Origin of the sequence: Flavobacterium sp. (genome assembly GCF_027490375.1) — a bacterium.
Classification (GTDB): domain Bacteria; phylum Bacteroidota; class Bacteroidia; order Flavobacteriales; family Flavobacteriaceae; genus Flavobacterium.
Map to the genome: position 1 here is coordinate 1 of NZ_JAIXYH010000071.1, position 21411 is coordinate 21411.

A 21411-nucleotide genomic window follows, 5' to 3' on the forward strand; every position below is an offset into this window, starting at 1 on the left:
GCGATGAACGACAAAGAACGCTTCTATATCTCGTTAGAACGCGCGCTTCATAACTTCCTGAAAGCCAAATTGCAAATTGAAACTTCGGAAATGAGTAAGGTGAAAATTGCCGAACTTCTGCAAAACAAACACGCTACCAACGAAACGACTTCGGCGCTAATTCGACTCATCGAAAGCTGCGAATTTGCACGTTATGCGCCGACCTCAGAATCGGTTATAAATGCCGATTACGAAACGGCGGTCGACTTATTAAACCAACTCGAAAAGCAAATTAAGTAAGATGAAAAGGTTTCTTTTTTTTAGCCTGCTTTGCTGCCAGTTTTTAAGTGCGCAGCCGCTTTTTGACAAAGCCAATAATTTTTACCGTTCGGAAAAGTATAGCGAAGCGGCGAAAGCATATGAGGAAATTTTGGCCAGTGGAAAATTCTCTCCCGAAGTATATTTCAATTTGGGAAATACCTATTACAAATTAGGTAAAGTAGCGCCGGCTGTGTACAACTACGAAATGGCACTTTTGTTAAAACCCGGCGATGAAGACATAAAAAACAACCTCAAATTTGCCGAACAGCTGCGTATCGACGATATCAAAGAAGTCGGCGAAGCGGGTTTTGCTGTTTTGCTTGCCGATACTTTTCCAGGCTTTAACCACAACAGTTGGGCAAAAATTGCCGTAGTATTTATGCTTTTGGCCTGCGTTGGCATTGGCTTTTATTACTTTGGTTCACGACGCTTAGTACGAAAACTCAGCTTTATCTTTGCGAGTATTGCATTTTTTCTCGGAATTGTTGCAGGCGGATTCGCACAACTAAGCTTTACAAGCAGTAACAGCAAAAGAGAAGCTGTGGTTTTTGCAGAGAATTTACCGGTAAAATCGGAACCTAAAGCGCAATCGGCCGACGCGTTTTCAATACACGCTGGAACCAAAGTGCGCATACTCGAAACACTCGATCGTTGGTTTCACATTCAATTGCAAAACGGCAACGAAGGTTGGGTACTAGCTTCGGAAGTTAAAGAAATCAAAAGGCAGCGTTAGCTTCAAAGTCAAATCGGGGAAATACAAAACACGCCAAACGCATAGATTGCTGGATGATCGGATTTTCATAAAACCAAAAAAATTCGGGATAGTACTGCATTTCGAATGCGCGTTCGAAATAGCACATCAAAATTCCAAAAATCAACATAAACTGTACCGTGTAAGCAGCAACGCCAATAAAGTTGTTTATGATGCCCAAATTTTGAAAACGGTAGGTAGATGCTAAATCGATTATCTGCGAACGTTGATACGCCTCTAACAGAATGTAAGCACCTATAAAAGCGCAATTTTGACAAATTTGACGAGGCAATTCGAATAAAAGTCCGATTAACTGCGCCAACGACGGCTGAATTTGTAAAGCCGCATACACCACAAAAAAACGCCAGGCAAGTAACATACACGACGTATATCCCGCTAAATATAAGCCACGCAACATCGCAAGGATGAACAAAAAGTACACAGCCAATTCTTGATACATCGGACAACTATAATTTCATTCGAATTTAAATTAAAGTAAACCTAAGTTTCTAATTATTTTTGTCGAAATTAAACGAAAAACATAAACTAAAAATGTCGAGAGACCAACAATTAAAAGAACGATGGGAAGCTGTGGTGAAAAAACTCTCGGACCAATTTGCCGACGGGGAAGAACTCGACCTCGACGCCATAATTTACCTCATTGGCGTTCAAGAACTGGGACAACTGCATCGCAAGTTCGAAAAAGACGAGAAGCTCAATTTAATGCACATCGCTATCTGCCGATTGTTACAGCCGTATGGTTATTACGAACTCGACTATGTAGATGCCGAAGGTTGGCCACATTACCGCATTCTCGAACCGCTTCCGCCACTAAAAGCCGGCGAACAACGGTTGTTAATGACCGATGCCGTGGTAAATTATTTCCTCGAAACTAAGTATATTCAGTAATGTTTTTCAAGCAAAAAGGAATTAAACCCTAAATTTGCACTTTCAAAATTTGCTATGATCGATCAGATACATGCCTACATTCAAGAAGTAGAAGCGTTTCAAACTACCGACAAAAACGAACTCGAACAATTTCGAATCAAGTTTATTGGCTCAAAAGGTATTTTGAAAGATTTATTTGCCGCCTTTAAAGCCGTTCCAAACGAAGAAAAAAAGGCTTTTGGCCAATTGATTAATCAGTTGAAAAATGCTGCTGAAGAAAAAGTAGCACAAATCACGGCCACGCTCGAAGCCGCTACACTTTCGGCGCCTACGCTAAACGACCTTACGCGTCCTGGCGAAGCTTTTAATTTAGGTGCAAGACATCCGATCTCGATCGTGAAAAATCAGATTTTAGACGTATTCGCATCCATTGGATTTAATGTTTCCGATGGACCCGAAATCGAAGACGATTGGCACAATTTCACGGCTTTGAACTTGCCCGAATACCATCCGGCACGCGATATGCAAGACACCTTCTTCATACAAACCAATCCGGATATCTTGCTGCGCACCCACACCTCAAGTGTGCAAGTACGCTACATGGAAGCAAACAAGCCGCCTATTCGTACCATTTCGCCCGGACGCGTGTTCCGTAACGAAGCCATTTCATCGCGATCGCACTGTATCTTCCACCAAGTCGAAGGTTTGTACATCGATAAAGATGTTTCTTTTGCCGATTTGAAGCAAACCCTACTCTACTTCACCAAAGAAATGTTCGGTAAGTCGAAAATTCGTTTGCGACCGTCTTACTTCCCGTTCACGGAACCAAGTGCCGAAGTTGATATTTATTGGGGACTAAAAACCGAAACCGATTACCGAATTACCAAAGGAACTGGTTGGCTCGAAATTATGGGCTGCGGTATGGTTGATCCCAACGTTTTGAAAAACTGCAACATCAATCCCGACGAATTTACCGGTTTTGCCTTCGGAATGGGCATCGAGCGCATTGCCATGCTGCTTTATCAAATCGGCGACATTCGCATGTTTTACGAAAACGACGTTCGTTTCTTAAACCAATTCAGCAGCGCCATTTAAATCGTAAAAACGATGCTAAAAGATTATCAAACTCCGGAAGTAAAAAACGTATTCTTCGCTGCTGTGCAGGAATGGAGCGACGATTTTATGGCCGATGTTTGGTACATTTACTTAATAAACGACAGTGATTTCGACATCGACAGCGTGATGGTTGTTTCAAAGGCCTTCGGAACGATAGACGGCGAAATGAAAAAAACCTCGCTCTTACGCCACGCTTTCATGCAAGTTCCAGCGGTTAGCGCCATAAAAGTCGAGCTCTTAGAAAACAGCCTCATCCAACTCAACAACGAGTTTATGCTCACCTACTTTATCGGAAACACGCTGTACGACAAAAAATTCACCTTCAAAGCCAACAGCGTACACGTAAATCACACCGAAGAAGTTCCGATTTTATTTAAACCTGGCGTAATCGTAAACTAAGTACAGCTAATTTTTTGGGCGTTCCCGCTTCTGTTTTCCCCACTCCGCGAGGCTACGCGCGCAAAACAGTCGCGGTCGGGCTTTCCGCTCTAAGTTTTTTGTGGCTTAAATGCCACCACAAAAAAGCTTTCCGCTATAATCCCTAACGCGGAAAAACGTAACAAACGATCCGACTTAAAACATAATTCGTCGTGAAAAGTCGCGAAACGCAAACAGAAAATCAAACACAACTAAATACCTTTGCAAAAAAAATCTACATGCATTTTCTTTCGGAAGATTTAGAAGATTACATCGCAGCACACTCGCAAGCCGAACCGCCTTTGCTTAAGCAATTAGCCAAAGAAACCTACCAAAAAGTACTCATTCCGCGTATGCTTAGCGGACATTTTCAAGGTCGGGTTTTATCGATGATTTCTAAACTAGTGCGCCCAAATCGCATACTCGAAATTGGTACTTATACCGGTTACGCTACGCTGGCACTTTGCGAAGGTTTACAAAACGAAGGCGAGGTACATACTATCGACATCAAAGAAGAATTACAACCGTTTCAACGCAAGTTTTTCGACCTTTCGCCGTACAGTCAACAAATCACGCAACACCTAGGCGAAGCCATTCACATTATTCCTACGTTAAAACCCGGCTTTGATTTGGTATTTATCGACGCCGACAAAGAAAATTACATCCAGTATTTCGACCTGATTGTGCCTATGATGAACCGCGGCGGCATTATTTTATCCGACAACGTGCTTTGGAGCGGAAAAGTCGTAGAACCGCTCGTTCCCGGCGATGTGAGCACTGAAGTACTACTGGAATACAACAAAAAGGTAAATACCGATCCTCGTGTGGAAACCGTTCTGCTACCAATCCGCGACGGACTCACACTCACGCGCGTGCTTTAAACTACCGCTGATTTCAAGAATTTACTGCCGTAACGCGCACAAACAAATCGATGTAGCGCTAAGGCCAAGGTACCCGACAAAATACCGAAAAGATACCCGCATAGAATGTCGCTCGGAAAATGCAAACCCAAATAAATACGGCTGTACGCAAAAATTAACGGCCAAAGAAATAGCAAGAAAGCATAGCGGTAATGCTTCCGCAGCAGCGCAAAAATAAATACTGCCGACGCCATGGAATTAGATGCGTGTCCGCTGAAAAAAGAAAAGGATTTACTGCTTTTAACTTCACGCATGAATCCTTCGAGAGTCAGATCGTTACACGGACGCAAACGCATGAATGTATTTTTAACCAAATTGGTGGTTTGGTCGGTAAATACTAGCATTAATGCGATAATAAGTATCAGAACCAAAAGGTGTTTCCAACCGTAATTCTTTACCAAAAGATAAAGTAAAAAGAGAAAAAACGGCGTCCAATGCAATTGTTTGGTGATTAACAACCAAAAACCGTCCCAACGTTCTGAACCCAGATTATTCAAAAACAAAAAGACAGCGTGATCGAGCTCCGAAAGATATTCCAACATTAGCGCTGCCGTTTTACGGTTCCTTCTAGTTCTTGAATTCCGGCCTTAGCTGCATCAATTTCCCGATTCACATCGCTAATTAAGGGCGTATCCGGATTCTCGAGAACCTGCGTAATTTCGGTCGGATCGAAGCCTTTTTTCAACTTATCCAACTCCTCGCTCAATCCGCCGGTTAACGATTGCTTGTTAATTCCGTGCTCGTCGGCATTTTTCGTGATCTCATACTTAAGCTCATTGGTAGCGTTTTTGAGCTGCGCCATACCTTTTCCGAGTTGGCGCGCTACTTCGGGAATGTTCTTAGAACCAAATAACATGATGGCAACCAGAACGATAAAAATCATTTCACCACCGCCTATTCCAAACATAGCTAGATTCTTTTAGATTACAAATTTACGCACGTTCCGCGAAATTCAGCTTTAATTATTTCCCAAAAACACCCGAATCTGCCGATTTTGGCCAAGAGTTGTTGCTAACATCCACATCTGCCGTTTCCAACTTCGGATCAACCTTCACACTTTTCAACAACTTTTCGGTTGCAAACACTCTGCTTACTTCAGCGTCGTTAAAACGCCAGATTTGCGCCGGAAAACGATGCATTTCCGTTGTGCCGTCTTCAAAAGTTAGTTCTACCAACAACGGCATTACCAAGCCACCAGGCTTATCAAACGTAATTTCATAGAAATACTTCGGACTCTTCAACTTGGCACGTTCTTCTTCGCTAAACTTCGACTTCAAAAACTCGTCTAAGTTCTTTACATCCTCAATTTTTAGCGGCTTGTTGAGTTCTGTTTTAAAATCTTCGCTCGTTTCAGACAACATATATACCAACGGACCCGAATTTGCCAATCGACGACGGCGACCTACCGGTGGTGCTTTAAAATTCTTAGGCGCATCGTTGCTCACAAAATAACGAGTTACTTGCTTCACGCCAATATCAACATAATCGGTGGTATAAAACCAACCGCGCCAAAACCAATCTAAATCCACCGCCGAGGCGTCTTCCATTGTACGGAAAAAATCTTCTGGAGTTGGGTGTTTAAACTTCCAGCGATTGGCGTACGTTTTAAATGCATGATCAAACAATTCGCGTCCCATAACAGTTTCACGAAGAATATTCAATGCTGCTGCTGGTTTTCCGTAAGCATTATTCCCGAATTGACGGATGCTTTCCGAATTGGTCATAATAGGTTCCAAACCAGTTTGCGCGCCGCCCATGTACGGAGCAATTAAGCGAGCCGGGCCGCGATCAACTGGGAAAGTAGCTTCCCACTCAATCTCTGTTAAATACTCCAAAAAGGTGTTCAAACCTTCGTCCATCCATGTCCACTGACGTTCATCCGAATTCACAATCATCGGAAAATAGTTGTGCCCTACTTCGTGAATAATTACGCCGAGCATGCCGTACTTTACGCGATCCGAATAGGTACCATCGGCTTCCGGACGACCGAAATTCCAGCAAATCATCGGATATTCCATACCCTGATCTTGGGCATTGATGGAAATCGCTTTTGGATACGGATAATCGAAGGTGTATTTAGAGTAGGTCTTTAATGTGTGTGCAACGATTCGCGTAGAAAACTCGCCCCAAAGCGGATTTCCTTCTTTTGGATACAATGAAATAGCCATTGCTGTACCGTTCTGTAACTTCACCGCCATGGCATCGTAAATAAATTTTCGTGAAGTTGAAATACCAAAATCGCGGACATTGGTAGCTTTAAATCGCCATGTTTTCTTCTGATTGCTAAAGCCTTTTTCAGCAGCAATAGCCTCTTCTTGAGTAACAACTACCACAGGTTTATCGAATGTTTTCTCAGCCAATTGATAGCGCTTGAGTTGCTCGGCAGTGAACACTTCCGAACGATTCTGCAAATCGCCGGTTGCTTCCATAATGTGATCGGCCGGAACGGTGATCGCTACATCGTAATCGCCGAAAGGCAAAGCAAACTCGCCCGAACCCCAAAATTGCATGTTCTGCCAACCTTCAACATCGCTATACACTGCCATACGCGGATAAAACTGGGCTAAAACATAAAGTTTATTGCCGTCGGGAAAAGCTTCGTAACCCGATCTTCCACCATCGAGTTGGTAATTGTTTACATTATACCACCACTTGACCTTAAAGCTAAACGACTCGCCTTTCTTCAAAGGTTTTGGCAAATCGATGCGCATCATGGTGTAGTTAATCGTGTACGGCAGTGCCACGCCTTTAGTATCGGTTACGTATTCGATTCGAAAACCACCGTCGAATTTCTCTTCCATAAACCGACGTGAAAATCCGGCAGCAGCCATCGAAGTTTCCATTTTTTGCGAATCGGCTAAAGGTGTTTGCGAATTGCGCGCCTGCTGATTTTGATCAAGCTGCATCCACAAATATTCCAAAGATTCACCTGCGTTATTGGTGTAAGTAACGGTTTCCTCGCCGTACACTTTTTGGTTCTTATCGTCGAGCTCAATCGACATTTTATAATCGGCTTTTTGCTGATAATATGCCGGACCTGGCGCTCCCGAAGCCGTACGATACATGTTTGGCGTTGCTAACAAATCGTACATCTGACGAAACTTACTGGTATCGGTATGTCCGGCCGCAGGTACACGTGGCGTTTCTTGTGCCATCGAAAAAGCGCTAACCAAAAGCGCCGCAGTGCAAAATCTTAGGTTGTATTTCATAAACTCGGATAGGTAAATGTAGGTTCACTGCTGGTGAGAATGACACTCTTTTTGGTACCGTTCCACTCCAACTGAATTATATTTTGTTGTTCGTCGTAAACTTCTGTAATACATGGGTTTGAAAGCTGAATACGATTTATCTTCCCTTTAAACTTCACCCGAAGGTAAACGATAATGGTGTTGTCTTCACGTTCAAATTTCAAATATTCTAACGGCTGTTGTTTGCCGTTTATCAAAAAAGTAAATTTCTTTTGTAAGTAACTTTCTAAAGCCAGTTCGTCGGCTGCTGTGTGTTTGTTGTCGCCTAAATACGTTTTGCGTTTGATAAATGCGGTTAACGCTTCGTTTAAATCATCTATGAAAATGCGACCAGTAATTTCAAATTGAGCGGCTTTAGCATTGTGAATTACTTTGTAAAGCGACACGTAGAATTTGTGTGCGGGCCTTTCGGCGGAAGCCACCGCAGTAGCCATCAGTAAAAACAATACAAAGCACTTTTTCATAGGCCAAAAATACGGATTCTATGGCAGCAATTTATGCCTTTCGGCGTTCTTTACTTTTTGAGATGTTCTTGATAAATCACCCAATAGCGAGAAAGTTGAAACAAAAGTGCCGAATCTGTTGCTTCTTTGGCTATTTTTTGGAATTCAGGTTCCTCTGCCGCAAAACGCACCATATCTTCAACTTGCTGTTTATCAATTTTTAATCTTTTTGCTAACTCAGTAGCATCAAATTTATCGAACACACGCTGTCGAGCAATTTCAGCCCGCTCTGCATCGAGCGCACGTTTGTACTTCCGAATACCGCCATTAAGTTTATTCATAATCGGATCTAAACTAAAAGAAACTCCGCCTACTCCTGGGCCTAGACCCACACTAGGATCTAAACTAGCAATGCGTTTAAAACGCCGTTCGGCCACAGTATATCTCTTGGGTGTATAGCCAATGATACCGGCCATCATGCCGTCGTAATTCGCAATTTGAACCTCTTCCAGCGGAATTGCTTTTGCCGTTAAATTCACGCGCATGCCTAACTTGAAATGATTTTCCTCGACCAACACGCGAAAAAAATCGATGCCCTCGCCATAAAACAACAACAAATCGTCGGCTTGGCACAAAATCTCAAAACTGCCATTTTCTGCTATTTGGGTTTCCTGCTCGGTCGTAGCGTTTTGCACAAAAACCGCCGATGTCGTATAGCCGGAAATCGCAACGGTACCTTTTAAAATACTGCGCTGCGCCACTACTGTAGTCATAGAAAGACAAAAGAACAACAGGCGTATCATCTAAAACTTTTTAAATTCGGTGGCTAATTCACTCAAGGCAAACATAATTTGAAATCGATTTCCGCTCGAAAGCACAACCGTGAATTTCTGATTTTCAGCGGCGTAATACAAAAATCTTGCTACATCATCTTTCGGAATTTTTAAAGATTCTGTAAAGTAGGATTCTTCAAACATGCGATTCAACTTCTCATAATTGCGTTCATACCGCTCATGCTTGGCAGCGCGCTTCAACATTTTAGTGCGACCCGATATCGCATTTATTAATCCATCTATGGTTGTCGATTGTGCCGTATACAACCGTCGTTCGGCAACCGTTAATCGCTTAGGTTGCTTCTGTAAAATGCCCATCTTCACCAAATCATACGACTGCGTATACACGATTACTTCCTCCAATTCTTCAGGTTTTTCTTCCATGAGCAGACTAAAGTTACCCGAAAAATCGGCTTTCTCAACCAAATGTCGAGCTTTCACGTAGCCTGTTTTCTCAAACAAAATCAAGTCGTCTTCCGAAGCAGCAATACTAAATCGGCCCAGCTCATCGGTTCGGGTTTCTTGTTCGGTGCTCAAATTTAAAACAATCACACGCGGCAAGGTTCCGTTAACCGACTTCACGGTGCCGTTCAACATCTGCGCCTGAGCACACGCGGTTAACAAAAAAAGAAAACTGAAAATCGGACGAAACTTCATATAAAAATCAAATTTAAAAGTATCCCGATTCCGTTTTCAGCGTGGTACTATAAAGTTGTGTTAATTTGCCAAAAACTTCTTTTATGCGCAAACTCATCATCGCCAGTACCTCAACACTGCACGGAACCGCTTATTTAGAATACCTAACCGATACACTGGAATCTCATTTTCAAGGTGTTACAAAACTCGTTTTTATTCCGTTTGCACGTCCCGGTGGAATCTCTCACGACACTTACACCGAAAAAGTTGCAGCCGCTTTCGCGAAATTGCACATAGAAGTTGTGGGTTTACATACTTTTGATGATGCCGCAGCAGCGCTTACCCAAGCGCAAGCTATTTTCACCGGTGGCGGAAATACCTTTGTTTTGGTTAAAGAAATGCACGAACGCAACTTGTTTCCTACACTTTTAGCTGCTATAAATGCAGGAACGCCGTATTTAGGTTGCTCGGCCGGATCTAACATTTGCGGACAATCCATGCAAACCACAAACGACATGCCCATAGTCATGCCGCCGTCCTTCCAAACCTTGGGTGTGCTGCCATTTAACTTAAATCCGCATTTTCTGGATGCCGATGCCCAATCGAAGCACATGGGAGAAACACGTGAAACGCGAATTCAAGAATACCACGCCTTCAATTCAACACCCGTACTCGGACTACGCGAAGGAAGTTGGCTCGAAGTTTCCGGCGAAAAAATCATTTTAAAAGGAGCGCTAACCGCACGTTGGTTCACACCGCAACAAAATGCAACTGAACTCGAACCGGAAACCGATTTAACTAAAATGTAGTTTTTTTTGGGCGTTCCCCACACTTTTTTTACGTCGGCCTAAAGGCACTTCTGCAAAAAAGCGTGGGTCAGGCCATTCGCTGTATCCCAAAAATCCCCGACTGAGGGCCAAGGCAATTTTTGGGGATGCCGCTGCTGTCCTTAACGCGGAAAAGTCGTTATCAAAAAATGGTTTCTAAGGAAGATTAGCCCTTTACATTTTTTCATTTGTAATATTGCAATATTACCTCGCATAAATAACTGCCTATTAAGCGATTAATCGTCCAAATCCCGACTGAAAAATCAAAGATTAAGCCTAATTCAAAACTAACTTACTTGCACGAATTGCCTCAATAGTAGCACAGCGACGTCGGTTGGTATCTACAAGTCCGAAACGGAAAAGTTCTTCTTTGAAAAAAATGGTTTTTACGAGATATTCAACTTTACATTTTTTCATTTGTAATATTGCAATATTACCTTTTATAAACAATTGTTTATCAAACTATTAATTGTAAAAAATACGACTAAAAAATCAAAGATTAAGCTTAATTCAAAACTAACTTACTTGCACGAATTGCCTCAAGAGCAGCATCCCAAAGTCCGATGCGCGCTTTCAAAGCTTCGATGGTAGCAGCAGTTGCAGCTTCCCACAAAGCAGCATCGGTTCCGCACAACTCTGAAGTCATTTCTAAAGCTAAATGACTGTGATGACCGCCATCAACTTCAATATGACGCTCGATATAATATACAAACGATTTCAGTGCGTCGGGTGAATCAACGGCCATATCGCGCAGCAGCGAGGTAAACATATTTGGGATCAAGTCTTCCCGACCGAAGGTAAAAACTGCCGCCTGCAACGACACTTTACCGCTTGCTATTAAATTAAAGGTAGTGTTCAGAAATTTCGTAACGCCAGTTGCTAAATCGGCTTGTTCAATGACGTTCTTTACTGCAACACCCGACTGCAATTGCTGCAAAAACGAGGTAATGCCCGAAGTATCGGCACCGGCATTTTGCATGGCTTTCAAATACATTTCAAAATGACTCATGCGAATACCGTTTTCATCCACATCCGACTCTTCGCCACAAACAATTTCGTTGATTAAAAATCGGGTATTGGCATTTCCAACCGGAATCCAAGGAAGATCCACGCAAGTTAATCCGCGTTGCAAACTTTTCAATAAACTCATAAAGTCGAATACCGCAAAAACGTGGTGTTGCATAAAAATCCGCAAGTCGGCTAAGGTTTCCATCTCAGCGTAAAGTGAATGATTTAAGATTTGCTCGCGGTACGGAGCGATTTGCAACTGTAACTTTTCTACGTGGGCGTTCATATTCAAAATTTTTGCGAAATTACGTTCTAATTTTATCGTTTTTTAAAACTTTAGAATTTCCTTACCACTTGTTAAGAACCTTTTGCGTCCGCAGATTCCTTACAATTTCTCAAAATAAAAACTACATTTGATTTTTACTCTAATCATTATGTGGAAAAATCATCCTAAAGCACTTCCTTATTTGTTCTTGTCCGAAATGTGGGAACGTTTCGGTTATTATCTCATGATCGGCATTTTCACGCTGTACCTCAAAGACGTTGAAGCAGGCTTTGCTATGACCGAAAAAGAATCATCTGATTTATACGGAACTTTCATCGCTTTGGTTTTCTTGACACCGTTTTTAGGCGGACTCATCGCTGATCGTTATTTAGGCTATAAAAAATCAATAATCATCGGCGGTTTGTTAATGGGTGTGGGCTACTTTCTAATGGGTGTTCACAACATAACGGTCTTGTACATTGCCATGACATTAGTAATTCTCGGCAACGGCTTCTTCAAACCTAATATTTCGACTTTACTCGGTAATTTCTATTCCAAAGCGCCCTATTTGGATAAAAAAGATGAAGGATACAACATTTTCTACATGGGTATTAATATTGGCGCCTTTGTCTGTAACTTCTTTGGTGCGGCCTTAAAAATTGCACTGGGCTGGCAATGGGCTTTTATGGCAGCTGGTTTGGGTATGTTTGTAGGCGTCTTGGTTTTTGTTTTAGGAAGTAAACACTACCACGGCTATGAAGAAAAGAAAGGCGTACAGCCGGGCGATATGCCTTTTTCGAAGATTTTACTTTACATTTTGTTACCCTCTGTTGGCTTTGGAATCATTGGTTGGTTATTGAAAGGAACTGCTTCAGATACAAATCCAGACAGCTACATTTTTGGATCAGACTCAACAGATGCATTCATTTTTGCATGTATTCCGGTCGTTGCATTTTATGCTTCCCTGTATTTTCGCGCTAAAGCAGAAGACAAACGACCCATTGGCGCCCTACTCGCCATCTTTTCTGTGGTAATTTTGTTTTGGGCTGTTTTTAAATTAAACGGCTCTGCCTTAAATACTTGGGCCGACAGATACACGGATCGCGAAGTTTCAGGTTCTACACAAGAGGTTTTTAGTTCTTTAAAACTTTCACAAGAACTCGATTACAAAAAAGATACGGTTGAAAAATACGACGAACAATTTCGCCTTCAAAAAGTAGATGGTTTTGTTCAAAAAGAAGTTGCTTATCCGCTCTATTTCAGAAATGTGGCAGACGAAAAAAAACCTCAAGACGGAGCTACGATTAGCGTTTGGGCAACCAACTTAAGCCAGTCGATAAATCCGGGTTGGGTTATTTTACTCACGCCGCTGGTCGTAGCGTTTTTCACTTGGTTACGCGGTCGCGGAAAAGAACCGGGAACACCAACAAAAATCGCTTTCGGATTACTGATTTCAGCACTTTCGGTCTTAGTAATGGTCGCTGCGGTAAATGCAGGTGGAAACGGCGCCGAAAAAGTAAGCGTTTGGTGGCTCATTGCTAATTACGGCATCATAACCATTGGCGAATTATTTCTGAGTCCGATGGGATTGTCTGTCGTCTCGAAATTGAGTCCACCGAAAATTACCTCACTAATGATGGGAGGTTGGTTTCTTGCGACGTCAATCGGAAACAAATTAAGCGGCGTTTTAGCTAGTTTATGGGACACTTATCCGGATAAAGCCAATTTCTTCTGGGTGAATTTCGGTCTATTAATGATTGCTACGTTAATGATGTTTGCCTTATTGCGTCAACTCAATCGCGTGATGGCCGAAAAAGGACTGAAATAATGACAGCAGCTATTCAAGATTTTCAGGGTAAGTTTCCGAAGCAACTCTGGCCGCTATTTTTCAGCGAAATGTGGGAGCGTTTCTGCTTCTACGGGATGCGCGGAATGTTGATTATTTTTATGGTCGACGTACTACTGCTCGACACTGAAAAAGCCAATTTACAATACGGCGCCACGCAAGCTTTCGTTTATGCTTTTACGTTTATTGGCGGCTTGTTTGCCGATAAAATACTTGGCTTTCGGAAATCGCTATTCTGGGGCGGCTTACTGATGATTACTGGAAGCGTCATTTTGGCAATCGACCCAAAATCGTTCTTCTTTCTAGGCATCAGCTTTACGATTATTGGAACCGGATTTTTCAAACCCAACATCACAACCATTGTAGGCATGCTTTATAAAGAAGGCGATACGCGTCGAGATGCGGGCTTTTCGGCCTTTTATGCAGGCATCAATCTGGGCGCACTTTTGGGAGGTTATTTATGCATTTCCGTTGGAAACGGATCGCTTTTTTCAGACTATGTTCCAACACATTTGCGCTGGAATGTAGCCTTTAGCTTCGCAGCGGTAGTAATGATTATCAGTTTACTCACATTTATCAATACGCAAAAAAAGTTGGGAACCATCGGTATGAGCCCGTTATTGCATCTAACGGTGTCTAAACGTAGGTTGGTTGAAGCCAGCGTTTTTCTGGGAAGTTTGGTAACTATTCCGATCCTGATGAAACTAGTATCAGTTACAGAATACACCGATATTTTTATGGCAGTAATTGGTCCAGCTGCACTTTTATATCTCTTTTATGAAATGCGAAATTTCTCTCTAGTTGAAAACAAAAAATTGATTGCAGCATTAATATTCATTCTGTTTTCGATTGTTTTTTGGGGATTTTTTGAACAAAGTGGTGGTTCACTGAGCTTATACGCGGCTGAAAATCTGCACAATACATTCTTTGGTCTCACACTCGATCCAAACGGCGTAAACAACTCTGCAAATTCATTATTTGTTATCCTTTTTGCAACTCTTGTTGGTTTGTTTTGGGTTTGGCTCTCGATAAGAAAACGAGAACCTTCAACAACCTCGAAATTTGGATTTGGATTTTTATTTCTAGCAGGCGGATTTCTAATTTTCTTTCTCGGTAAGAACTTCGCTTCAGCAAGCGGACTTACTTCTCTTGAATTATTTACTTTGGGATGGCTGGTGGTTACTTTCGGTGAATTGTGTTTGTCGCCTATTGGAATGTCGGCAATAACAAAATTAGCTCCTGAAAAAATTCAAGGAGTGATGATGGGAATGTGGTTTTTAGCGAGTTCGTACGGACAGTACATGGCTGGAATTTTAGGCGCAGGAATCGCAAAATCGGCAAAAAACATGTCGAATTTTGAGAAACTACAAGTCTACACCGCTGAATACAAGCTGCTGGCATTATATGCGTTATTAGCAGGAATTTTACTATTATTGCTTTCGCCTTATATAAAGCGATTAACAGGCAGTGTAAAATAATTTCAGGCACGAATTTTGTAAAATTGTTAGTATGAAAAAAATACTCTTATTCGGTTTTCTTATGGTCTCATTTTTGGGAATGAGCCAAGAAGTTAAATGGCTTACTTTGGAAGAAGCCCTAGTTGCGCAACAAAAAAATCCAAAACCTATTTTCATGGATGTGTACACCACTTGGTGCGGACCATGTAAAATGTTGGATAAAAACACTTTCGTTGATCCGAGCGTAACAGCTATTATTAATGAAAAATACTACGCAGTAAAATTCAACGCAGAAGGTAACGGCGAAGTGAACTTTAAAGGCGAGACCTACTCAAATCCGGGTTACGACCCAAACAAAAAAGGTCGTAATTCCCAACATCAGTTTGCGCAATTCTTGAAAGTTCCCGGTTATCCATCGATGGTTATTATTTCTCCAGAAGGCGAGATCAAAGAAACGATCGTTGGCTACCACACTCCAGAAAATTTGATTGCACGAATTAAATAAATATGAAAAACACTCTTAAGTTACTGCTAATCTGCCTTCTATTTGCCGCGCCTTCCATACAAGCCCAAGAATTAAAGTGGTATACAAACATGGAAGAAGCTTCAACGATTGCCGTAAAGAAAAAGAAGCCTTTGATGCTTTTTTTCACAGGTTCAGACTGGTGCGGCTGGTGCATTAAATTGCAAAAAGAAGTTTTTCAAACACCCGAATTTAAAAGTTGGGCAGCAAAAAACGTGATTTTAGTTGAACTCGATTTTCCAAGAAGAAAAGCACTCGACGAGAATATTAAAACGCAAAATATGAATCTGCAAAAGTTATTTAACGTTCGCGGTTATCCTACGGTTTGGATTGTTGATGTCGATAAAAAGAACACAGCAAATCTCGAACGTCTTGGAAGTACTGGTTACGTTGCTGGTGGCCCGGCGGCTTGGATTACGGGTGCCGAACAAATCATAGCCAACAAAAAGAAGTAATTTTATCAATAGAATATGAGCTAAGCCGTATTTCTTAACAGGAATACGGCTTATTTTATGGTGATTGCTCCACGCTCGCGAACACTGTAAAAACGAATACGATTTGCGCTGCAGCTTTCTTTCCACATTCGTTCTAAATAAAGCGGAACATCGGCGCAAGCCACCACATACTCTGGTTGGTATTGCTCGATCAATCGCTGTACATTGATTCGTGCCGCCTTATTTAGAATGAAGATATGTGCGTTGCGAAGCGATTCATCTACAAAATTTGTGTCCACATACACCAATTGCTTTCCTTTTACTCGAAAATAATGCTTCGACGAAGCGAAACTCCAATCACGAACTTTTGCTTGGCGCACATAATCATTCAAAACAGATTGACTAGTAGATCTCTTCGCAGTAAAAACAGTTGCGCGATCATTCTTTTGTTCAATTAAAATTGGTGCCGACCGTTGATACACTACCGTTAAAGTATGCGTATCAGATAAAATTAATTTCTCCGCTAAACTTCCGACTTGAAAACTTAGCAACATCACACCTACTGCATAGAGATATTTGTAACGTCTAGTAATACAGTACAAGATCAAAAAAACCAGCAAAAAATAGGTTAGCAGACATTGCCAGCCTGAAAAAGATATGTTCTCAAAAACCAACTGCCTGAAATCAGATAGAAAGGCTACACAGCTGTTCATACCATCAATTAAAAACGAAACTACTTTTGCGTAAAAGTCCGGTATAACTGTAAACAAACTAATCATTACAGCTAAAGTTGCTGCTATCATAACTATTCCCAAAACAGGAATTAAAATCAAATTCGAAATCAAAAATAAAAACGAAAACTGATGAAAATAGAGTACTGTTAATGGTGCTGTGCCCAGTTGTGCTGCGAGTGAAACACTCATCAAATCACGAAAGTAGTTCACAATTCGAAATTTGCTTTCAAACAAGGAAGAGAAACGCGGTTGCAGAATTAAAATCGATAGCAACGACAAATAACTTAATTGAAATCCAACGTCGAATAAATAAACCGGATGAATCGCCAATAAAATTACTGCCGAGGCAATGAGTGTATGAATGGAATTTGTTTTGCGGTTGATGAACTTCCCAATCAAAACAAAGGACACCATAAATACCGAACGTACAACCGAAGGACCAAATCCTGCTAAAAAAGCAAACAGCCACAAAATCAGCAGCAAAGTCAGTAATTTACCGAAGCGCCAAGCAGGCGTGTTTGGTAATTTGTTCAAAAACGCATACATACAAAGCACCAAAATGCCAATATGCAAACCACTAACCGATAAAATATGAACGGCGCCGGCAACGCGATATTCCTCCGTGACGTTATCACTCATTCCTTGCTGCTGCCCTAAAACAAGTGCCATAAGCATGGCTTGCACGTTTGCCGACAATTGGCTGCGCGATAAGTTTTGCTCAGCGGTATTGCGCCACGATTCGGCAACGGTTCGAATACTCCAATCTGTCGAACGAGCAGTGGTGTACGCACAACGGTTCAAATAAATCTGCGCACTAATACCCTTCCGATTTAAATACGCTTTGTAATCAAAAGCTCCTGGATTTTTTGGAGGCTGCAACTTTGAAAAACGACCGTACGTATGAACGATACGTCCAATGGCAACGGCTGTGTCGGCTTCCGAAACGTATACAACTGCATTTCCTAAATACGCTTTCTCTTTAGTTCGATAAACTTTAGCATAAAAACGTTTGTTGTTTGAACTGTTTCGTAGGCGTTCAAAAGGCTTTATCAAAACGTGTTCAGGTTTGTTAAATTGAAAATTAGAAACCTGATTACGGCTGTACAGGCCCGTACAAATTGCTCCACAAAAAAGCGCTAGAAAGTACATCGCAAGGCTTCGAAATGTACCGCGGGTATCGAATGCACTGCGAAACTTTCCGACCGAAAACCAACAAAGCAGCAGACTCGCCGGAACTAACAACAGCAACGGAATCGCACAAAAGAAACCCAGCACGATTCCTATAAGAAACGCAACTGCTGTTTTCGATATTGGAAATTGCAACTGATTCATGAGAAAAAAAGGAGCCGAAGCTCCTTTTACAATTAAATAACCCAGTCGAAATCAGCAAAGGCCTTCCACTTAATTATCTACGTGGCATGAGATTGGATGTTTCGGAAAACAATCGCTTCTTTCAACACGGTAAAAGTAAAAGGGTCGGAAAAAATAATTTTACGGAAAAACCGTAAATTTCAAAAAAATTACGCTTTGTTCGGAATTCGGTTTATTTGAACGAAACTCCTTTTGTAATAAGGCTCTTTTGTAGAAGAAATTATAACGCCTTTATTAGTCGACGAGTGAATGAATTTAATTTCATCGCCGATAATCTCGACAACCATACCCACGTGATTGATGACGCTTCGTCCGTTGGTTTTGAAAAAAATCAAATCGCCGGCTTGTACATCGGCTAAATCAACTTTTTCACCTACTTGCGCCATTTCGTGGGAACTTCGCGGCATTTTGATATCAAAAATATTGAGTACCGCAGTTACCATGCCCGAGCAGTCCATACCTGCAGGAGTGGTTCCACCACCGCGGTAACGAACGCCGAGAAATCCCATAGCATTATTGATCATTTGGTTGCCCAAATAATTTGTGAAAGACGGAAACACCAAGTCGGAATCGGGTTCTTCATTGATGATATTCTTTTTTGAAGGCTTTGCTTGTGGTTTAGGTTTTGCAACCGCAACTTCGGGTTTCGGAGCTGGTTTCTGAGTTGCTGCTGGCTTTGTTACGGCCGGAACTTTTTGCGTTGCTGCAGACGTTTCAGTAGAAGTTTTTGTTGCAGCAGGCGACGTAGTTTCTGTACGCGGTTGGTAAACGCCTTTTTTCATGGCTTGCTTCTTAGACGTAATAATTTGCGACGAACCCACAAATGTGAACATCAAAAAGGAAATCAGAAAAAAGAATCTCAATCGCGTCATAGTTTACTTTTTATTTTTCAGACGATGTCTTTAGCTTTATTAATAAAACTGTGTCGGAGCATAACGGCAAAATTCGTGCCGTAGTACATTACTCGGACCGCAAAAATAGAAATAATTGCCTGAATTTCGATTCGAAAAAATCTTAATAACTGTTAATTAACAACTTGCAAATCGGCGAGAATCAATTCCGCTGTGCGTCGACTCGCACCGAAACTCCCCAGTTTTGCAATCAATGCCTCGTAATCGTGCAACATTTTCGCGCGGTGTTCCGGAGCTAAGCAGCGATCTAGCTCCGACTTTAAATTCTTTTCATTAAACCGATCTTGTATCAATTCGGTTACAATTTCTCGATCCATGATCAAATTCACCAACGAAATATATTTCAAAGTCAAAATACGTTTTGCAATTTGATAGGAAATAAAACTACCGCGATAGCAAACAACTTCGGGAACTTTGAACAAAGCCGTTTCTAATGTTGCCGTTCCAGAGGTTACCAAAGCAGCAGTAGCGTGATGCAGCAAATCGTAAGTAACGCCAAAGAGTAGCTTCACTTGATAATTGGAAATAAACTTTTTGTAAAACGCTGCTTCTTGCCCAGGCGCTCCTGCAATGACAAACTCGTATTGCGGATAATACGCTACCATCTTAAGCATCTGCGCAAGCATTTTCTCGATTTCTTGCTTTCTACTACCTGGCAAGAAAACAATCTTCGGTTTGTTGTTTAATTGATGCTTGGCGCAGAAGGTGTCGAAATCGTCGTAACTGCGCTGAGCCATCGCATCCAACAAAGGATGTCCGACGTAATCCACTTTAAATTGGTGTTTGTCTTCGTAAAACGATTTCTCAAACGGTAAAATAACAAACATGCGATCTACATCTCGCTTTATCGCCTTAATCCTACTTTCTTTCCAAGCCCAAATTTGTGGCGATATATAATAATGTACGCGAATGCCATTTTGTTTCGCCCACTTGGCAATTCGCATATTAAAACCGGGATAATCGATTAAAATCAATACATCGGGTTTAAATACGGCGATATCATTTTTGCAAAAAGCAATATTCTTTAAAATTGTTCCCAGATTCTTTACCACCTCAGCAAAACCCATGAACGCTAAGTCACGGTAGTTTTTTACCACCTTCGCTCCCGCACTTTTCATCAATTCGCCACCCCATGCGCGAATTTCAGCTTGGACATCGAGCTGCACCAATTCTTTAATCAAATTCGAACCGTGTAAATCGCCCGAAGCCTCTCCAGCTATAATGTAATATTTCATGTTACAGGAACAAAGTTAAAAGCGTAAGCAAAATGGCACCCAGTACAATACCACGCGCCAGAAAATCGCGCTTCTTGTACATCAACCAAAAAAATAGTCCCAAGTTTGGGATACTGCAAATGGTAATAAGTTTTCCCAACTTATGCTGCTGATGAAGCAATTCAAGTCCAGGCAAATAACTATACGGTGTTAGCAAATAGATAAACAATACCGACGTTACTACTGTCAGAAGTATTGCCAATAGCGCTCCAATAATAAGTTCTTTCCAATTACTCATTCCAATTCCATGTATTAAGTTCTGAAATGGCGTGATGCGCCGTTAAATCGAACTGCGTCGGAACAATCGAAACGTAGCCTGCTTCCAAAGCATGCTCATCCGTATCGGTTCCCTGATCCAAATTTACAAAGGTTCCGGTAAGCCAGTAATAACTTTTCCCTAATGGCGAAACGCGCTTATCGAACTTTTCTTGCCACATAGCATTTGCCTGCCTGCAGATCTTTACTCCTAGAAACTCCTTGTCCGGATGCGGAAAGTTCACATTTAAAACCACACCTTTAGGTAATCCGTTTGCCAAAACCTGAGCCGCAATACTGCGAACAAAAGGTCGGCACGGCTCAAAGTTTGCATCCCAGTTGTAATCGCTGAGCGAAAATCCAATAGCAGGTATACCTTCGATCCCAGCTTCTACAGCCGCGCTCATCGTTCCCGAGTAAATAACATTGATCGACGCATTACTGCCGTGATTGATTCCCGAAACACACAAATCGGGCTTTCGATGCAAGATTTCATTTACAGCAAATTTCACACAATCTACCGGCGTACCCGAACAACTGAACTCTTCAAAACTACCGTCGTTGCTCAACTTTTGCAGATACAGTGTATTGTTAATCGTAATTGCATGTCCCGTGGCACTTTGTGGTTTGTCGGGCGCCACAACTAAAACATCGCCAAGTAAACACATTTCCGAAATTAGCGTACGAATGCCGGGTGCGGTAACCCCATCGTCGTTGGTAACTAGAATTAAAGGCCTGCTTGTTTCACTAGACTGCATGACAACTATTGTTTAAATTTGTAACGAACGCGAAGACATTGCGTCAAACCCCAAAAATAACTAATTTTAGTGGGGCAACTAAGCTGATTTCGCTTCCGATTCGTTTCTGACACCAAAATGCACTAACAATCAATAAACCAAACAGTTATTGGTTTAACAAAAAATTATAGCGCAGCAAAAAGTATCGGCACGGTTT

The 21411-nt window shown here is 41.7% G+C and carries 23 protein-coding genes and 1 pseudogene; 11 read left to right on the plus strand and 13 right to left on the minus strand.

Annotated features, from left to right (window positions below; genetic code table 11):
* Both Q0064_RS10215 and Q0064_RS10220 read left to right on the plus strand, forming a co-directional pair.
* Window positions 1-279: pseudogene (locus tag Q0064_RS10215) on the plus strand (protein BatD); the annotation flags it as partial.
* A 1-nt stretch (window position 280) separates the two neighbouring features.
* A complete protein-coding gene (locus Q0064_RS10220; protein WP_298148049.1) occupies window positions 281-1033 on the plus strand; it encodes a tetratricopeptide repeat protein in 753 nt (250 codons plus the stop codon).
* Here Q0064_RS10220 and Q0064_RS10225 read toward each other — a convergent pair.
* Complete coding sequence (locus Q0064_RS10225) at window positions 1017-1511, minus strand: hypothetical protein (RefSeq protein WP_298148051.1); 495 nt, start codon at window positions 1509-1511, stop codon at window positions 1017-1019. The genes Q0064_RS10220 and Q0064_RS10225 overlap by 17 nt on opposite strands.
* A 92-nt stretch (window positions 1512-1603) precedes the next feature.
* On the opposite strand from Q0064_RS10225, the gene Q0064_RS10230 reads away from it, so the two are divergent.
* The 4 genes from Q0064_RS10230 to Q0064_RS10245 all read left to right on the plus strand — a co-directional run bounded on the left by Q0064_RS10230 (window position 1604) and on the right by Q0064_RS10245 (window position 4353).
* Entirely contained in the window at window positions 1604-1960 is a 357-nt protein-coding gene (locus Q0064_RS10230) for a hypothetical protein (RefSeq protein ID WP_298148053.1), read from the plus strand.
* 54 nt (window positions 1961-2014) lie between these two features.
* Window positions 2015-3034, plus strand: coding sequence for a phenylalanine--tRNA ligase subunit alpha (gene pheS / locus Q0064_RS10235; protein ID WP_298148055.1), 1020 nt, complete (start codon window positions 2015-2017; stop codon window positions 3032-3034).
* A 12-nt stretch (window positions 3035-3046) separates the two neighbouring features.
* Entirely contained in the window at window positions 3047-3454 is a 408-nt protein-coding gene (locus Q0064_RS10240; protein ID WP_298148057.1) for a hypothetical protein, read from the plus strand.
* A 257-nt stretch (window positions 3455-3711) separates the two neighbouring features.
* Complete coding sequence (locus tag Q0064_RS10245) at window positions 3712-4353, plus strand: O-methyltransferase (RefSeq protein ID WP_298148059.1); 642 nt, start codon at window positions 3712-3714, stop codon at window positions 4351-4353.
* On the opposite strand, the gene Q0064_RS10250 is transcribed toward Q0064_RS10245, so the two are convergent.
* From Q0064_RS10250 to Q0064_RS10275, 6 genes are read right to left on the minus strand one after another with little or no spacing between them, the layout of a single operon-like run.
* Window positions 4350-4934 (minus strand): phosphatase PAP2 family protein, encoded by a 585-nt coding sequence (locus Q0064_RS10250; protein WP_298148061.1) that lies wholly within the window; start codon window positions 4932-4934, stop codon window positions 4350-4352. The two genes, Q0064_RS10245 and Q0064_RS10250, sit on opposite strands and share 4 nt — an antisense overlap.
* Window positions 4934-5299 carry a twin-arginine translocase TatA/TatE family subunit gene (locus tag Q0064_RS10255; RefSeq protein ID WP_094487092.1) on the minus strand — a complete coding sequence of 122 codons (366 nt, stop codon included), beginning with the start codon at window positions 5297-5299 and terminating at the stop codon, window positions 4934-4936. Before Q0064_RS10255 ends, Q0064_RS10250 begins: the two co-directional genes overlap by 1 nt.
* Before the next feature lie 55 nt (window positions 5300-5354).
* Window positions 5355-7547: a M1 family metallopeptidase gene (locus Q0064_RS10260; RefSeq protein WP_298148126.1), complete on the minus strand. Its 2193-nt coding sequence runs from the start codon at window positions 7545-7547 to the stop codon at window positions 5355-5357.
* Between the two features lie 50 nt (window positions 7548-7597).
* Window positions 7598-8104, minus strand: coding sequence for a DUF6702 family protein (locus Q0064_RS10265; RefSeq protein ID WP_298148064.1), 507 nt, complete (start codon window positions 8102-8104; stop codon window positions 7598-7600).
* 50 nt (window positions 8105-8154) lie between these two features.
* Window positions 8155-8886, minus strand: a complete 732-nt coding sequence (locus Q0064_RS10270) for a hypothetical protein (protein WP_298148066.1) — start codon at window positions 8884-8886, stop codon at window positions 8155-8157.
* Entirely contained in the window at window positions 8887-9573 is a 687-nt protein-coding gene (locus tag Q0064_RS10275) for a hypothetical protein (RefSeq protein WP_298148068.1), read from the minus strand.
* An 83-nt stretch (window positions 9574-9656) separates the two neighbouring features.
* On the opposite strand from Q0064_RS10275, the gene pepE reads away from it, so the two are divergent.
* Complete coding sequence (pepE, locus tag Q0064_RS10280; RefSeq protein ID WP_298148070.1) at window positions 9657-10361, plus strand: dipeptidase PepE; 705 nt, start codon at window positions 9657-9659, stop codon at window positions 10359-10361.
* Window positions 10362-10884: 523 nt separating this feature from the next.
* On the opposite strand, the gene Q0064_RS10285 is transcribed toward pepE, so the two are convergent.
* A complete protein-coding gene (locus tag Q0064_RS10285) occupies window positions 10885-11673 on the minus strand; it encodes a DUF3050 domain-containing protein (protein WP_298148072.1) in 789 nt (262 codons plus the stop codon).
* Between the two features lie 148 nt (window positions 11674-11821).
* Here Q0064_RS10285 and Q0064_RS10290 point away from each other — a divergent pair, with 148 nt between their 5' ends.
* Genes Q0064_RS10290 through Q0064_RS10305 form a run of 4 tightly spaced genes read left to right on the plus strand, consistent with a single transcriptional unit; the run spans window position 11822 to window position 15933 of the window.
* Complete coding sequence (locus Q0064_RS10290; RefSeq protein WP_298148128.1) at window positions 11822-13480, plus strand: peptide MFS transporter; 1659 nt, start codon at window positions 11822-11824, stop codon at window positions 13478-13480.
* Complete coding sequence (locus Q0064_RS10295) at window positions 13480-14976, plus strand: peptide MFS transporter (RefSeq protein WP_298148074.1); 1497 nt, start codon at window positions 13480-13482, stop codon at window positions 14974-14976. Before Q0064_RS10290 ends, Q0064_RS10295 begins: the two co-directional genes overlap by 1 nt.
* Before the next feature lie 31 nt (window positions 14977-15007).
* The gene (locus Q0064_RS10300; RefSeq protein WP_298148075.1) at window positions 15008-15460 is read left to right on the plus strand and encodes a thioredoxin family protein; all 453 of its coding nucleotides are present in this window, start codon (window positions 15008-15010) and stop codon (window positions 15458-15460) included.
* Between the two features lie 2 nt (window positions 15461-15462).
* Window positions 15463-15933, plus strand: a complete 471-nt coding sequence (locus Q0064_RS10305) for a thioredoxin family protein (protein WP_298148077.1) — start codon at window positions 15463-15465, stop codon at window positions 15931-15933.
* Window positions 15934-15983: 50 nt separating this feature from the next.
* Here the strand turns inward: Q0064_RS10305 and Q0064_RS10310 are convergent, their stop codons facing one another.
* From Q0064_RS10310 to surE, 5 genes are all read right to left on the minus strand, one after another.
* Window positions 15984-17978, minus strand: coding sequence for a ComEC/Rec2 family competence protein (locus tag Q0064_RS10310; RefSeq protein WP_298148079.1), 1995 nt, complete (start codon window positions 17976-17978; stop codon window positions 15984-15986).
* A 188-nt stretch (window positions 17979-18166) separates the two neighbouring features.
* Window positions 18167-18889 carry a C40 family peptidase gene (locus Q0064_RS10315; protein ID WP_298148080.1) on the minus strand — a complete coding sequence of 241 codons (723 nt, stop codon included), beginning with the start codon at window positions 18887-18889 and terminating at the stop codon, window positions 18167-18169.
* 152 nt (window positions 18890-19041) lie between these two features.
* Window positions 19042-20163, minus strand: a complete 1122-nt coding sequence (gene lpxB / locus Q0064_RS10320; RefSeq protein WP_298148082.1) for a lipid-A-disaccharide synthase — start codon at window positions 20161-20163, stop codon at window positions 19042-19044.
* Window position 20164: 1 nt separating this feature from the next.
* A complete protein-coding gene (locus Q0064_RS10325; RefSeq protein WP_298148084.1) occupies window positions 20165-20440 on the minus strand; it encodes a hypothetical protein in 276 nt (91 codons plus the stop codon).
* A complete protein-coding gene (gene surE / locus Q0064_RS10330) occupies window positions 20433-21215 on the minus strand; it encodes a 5'/3'-nucleotidase SurE (RefSeq protein WP_298148086.1) in 783 nt (260 codons plus the stop codon). The genes Q0064_RS10325 and surE overlap by 8 nt, the downstream gene beginning before the upstream one ends.
* Window positions 21216-21411 lie beyond the last annotated feature (196 nt).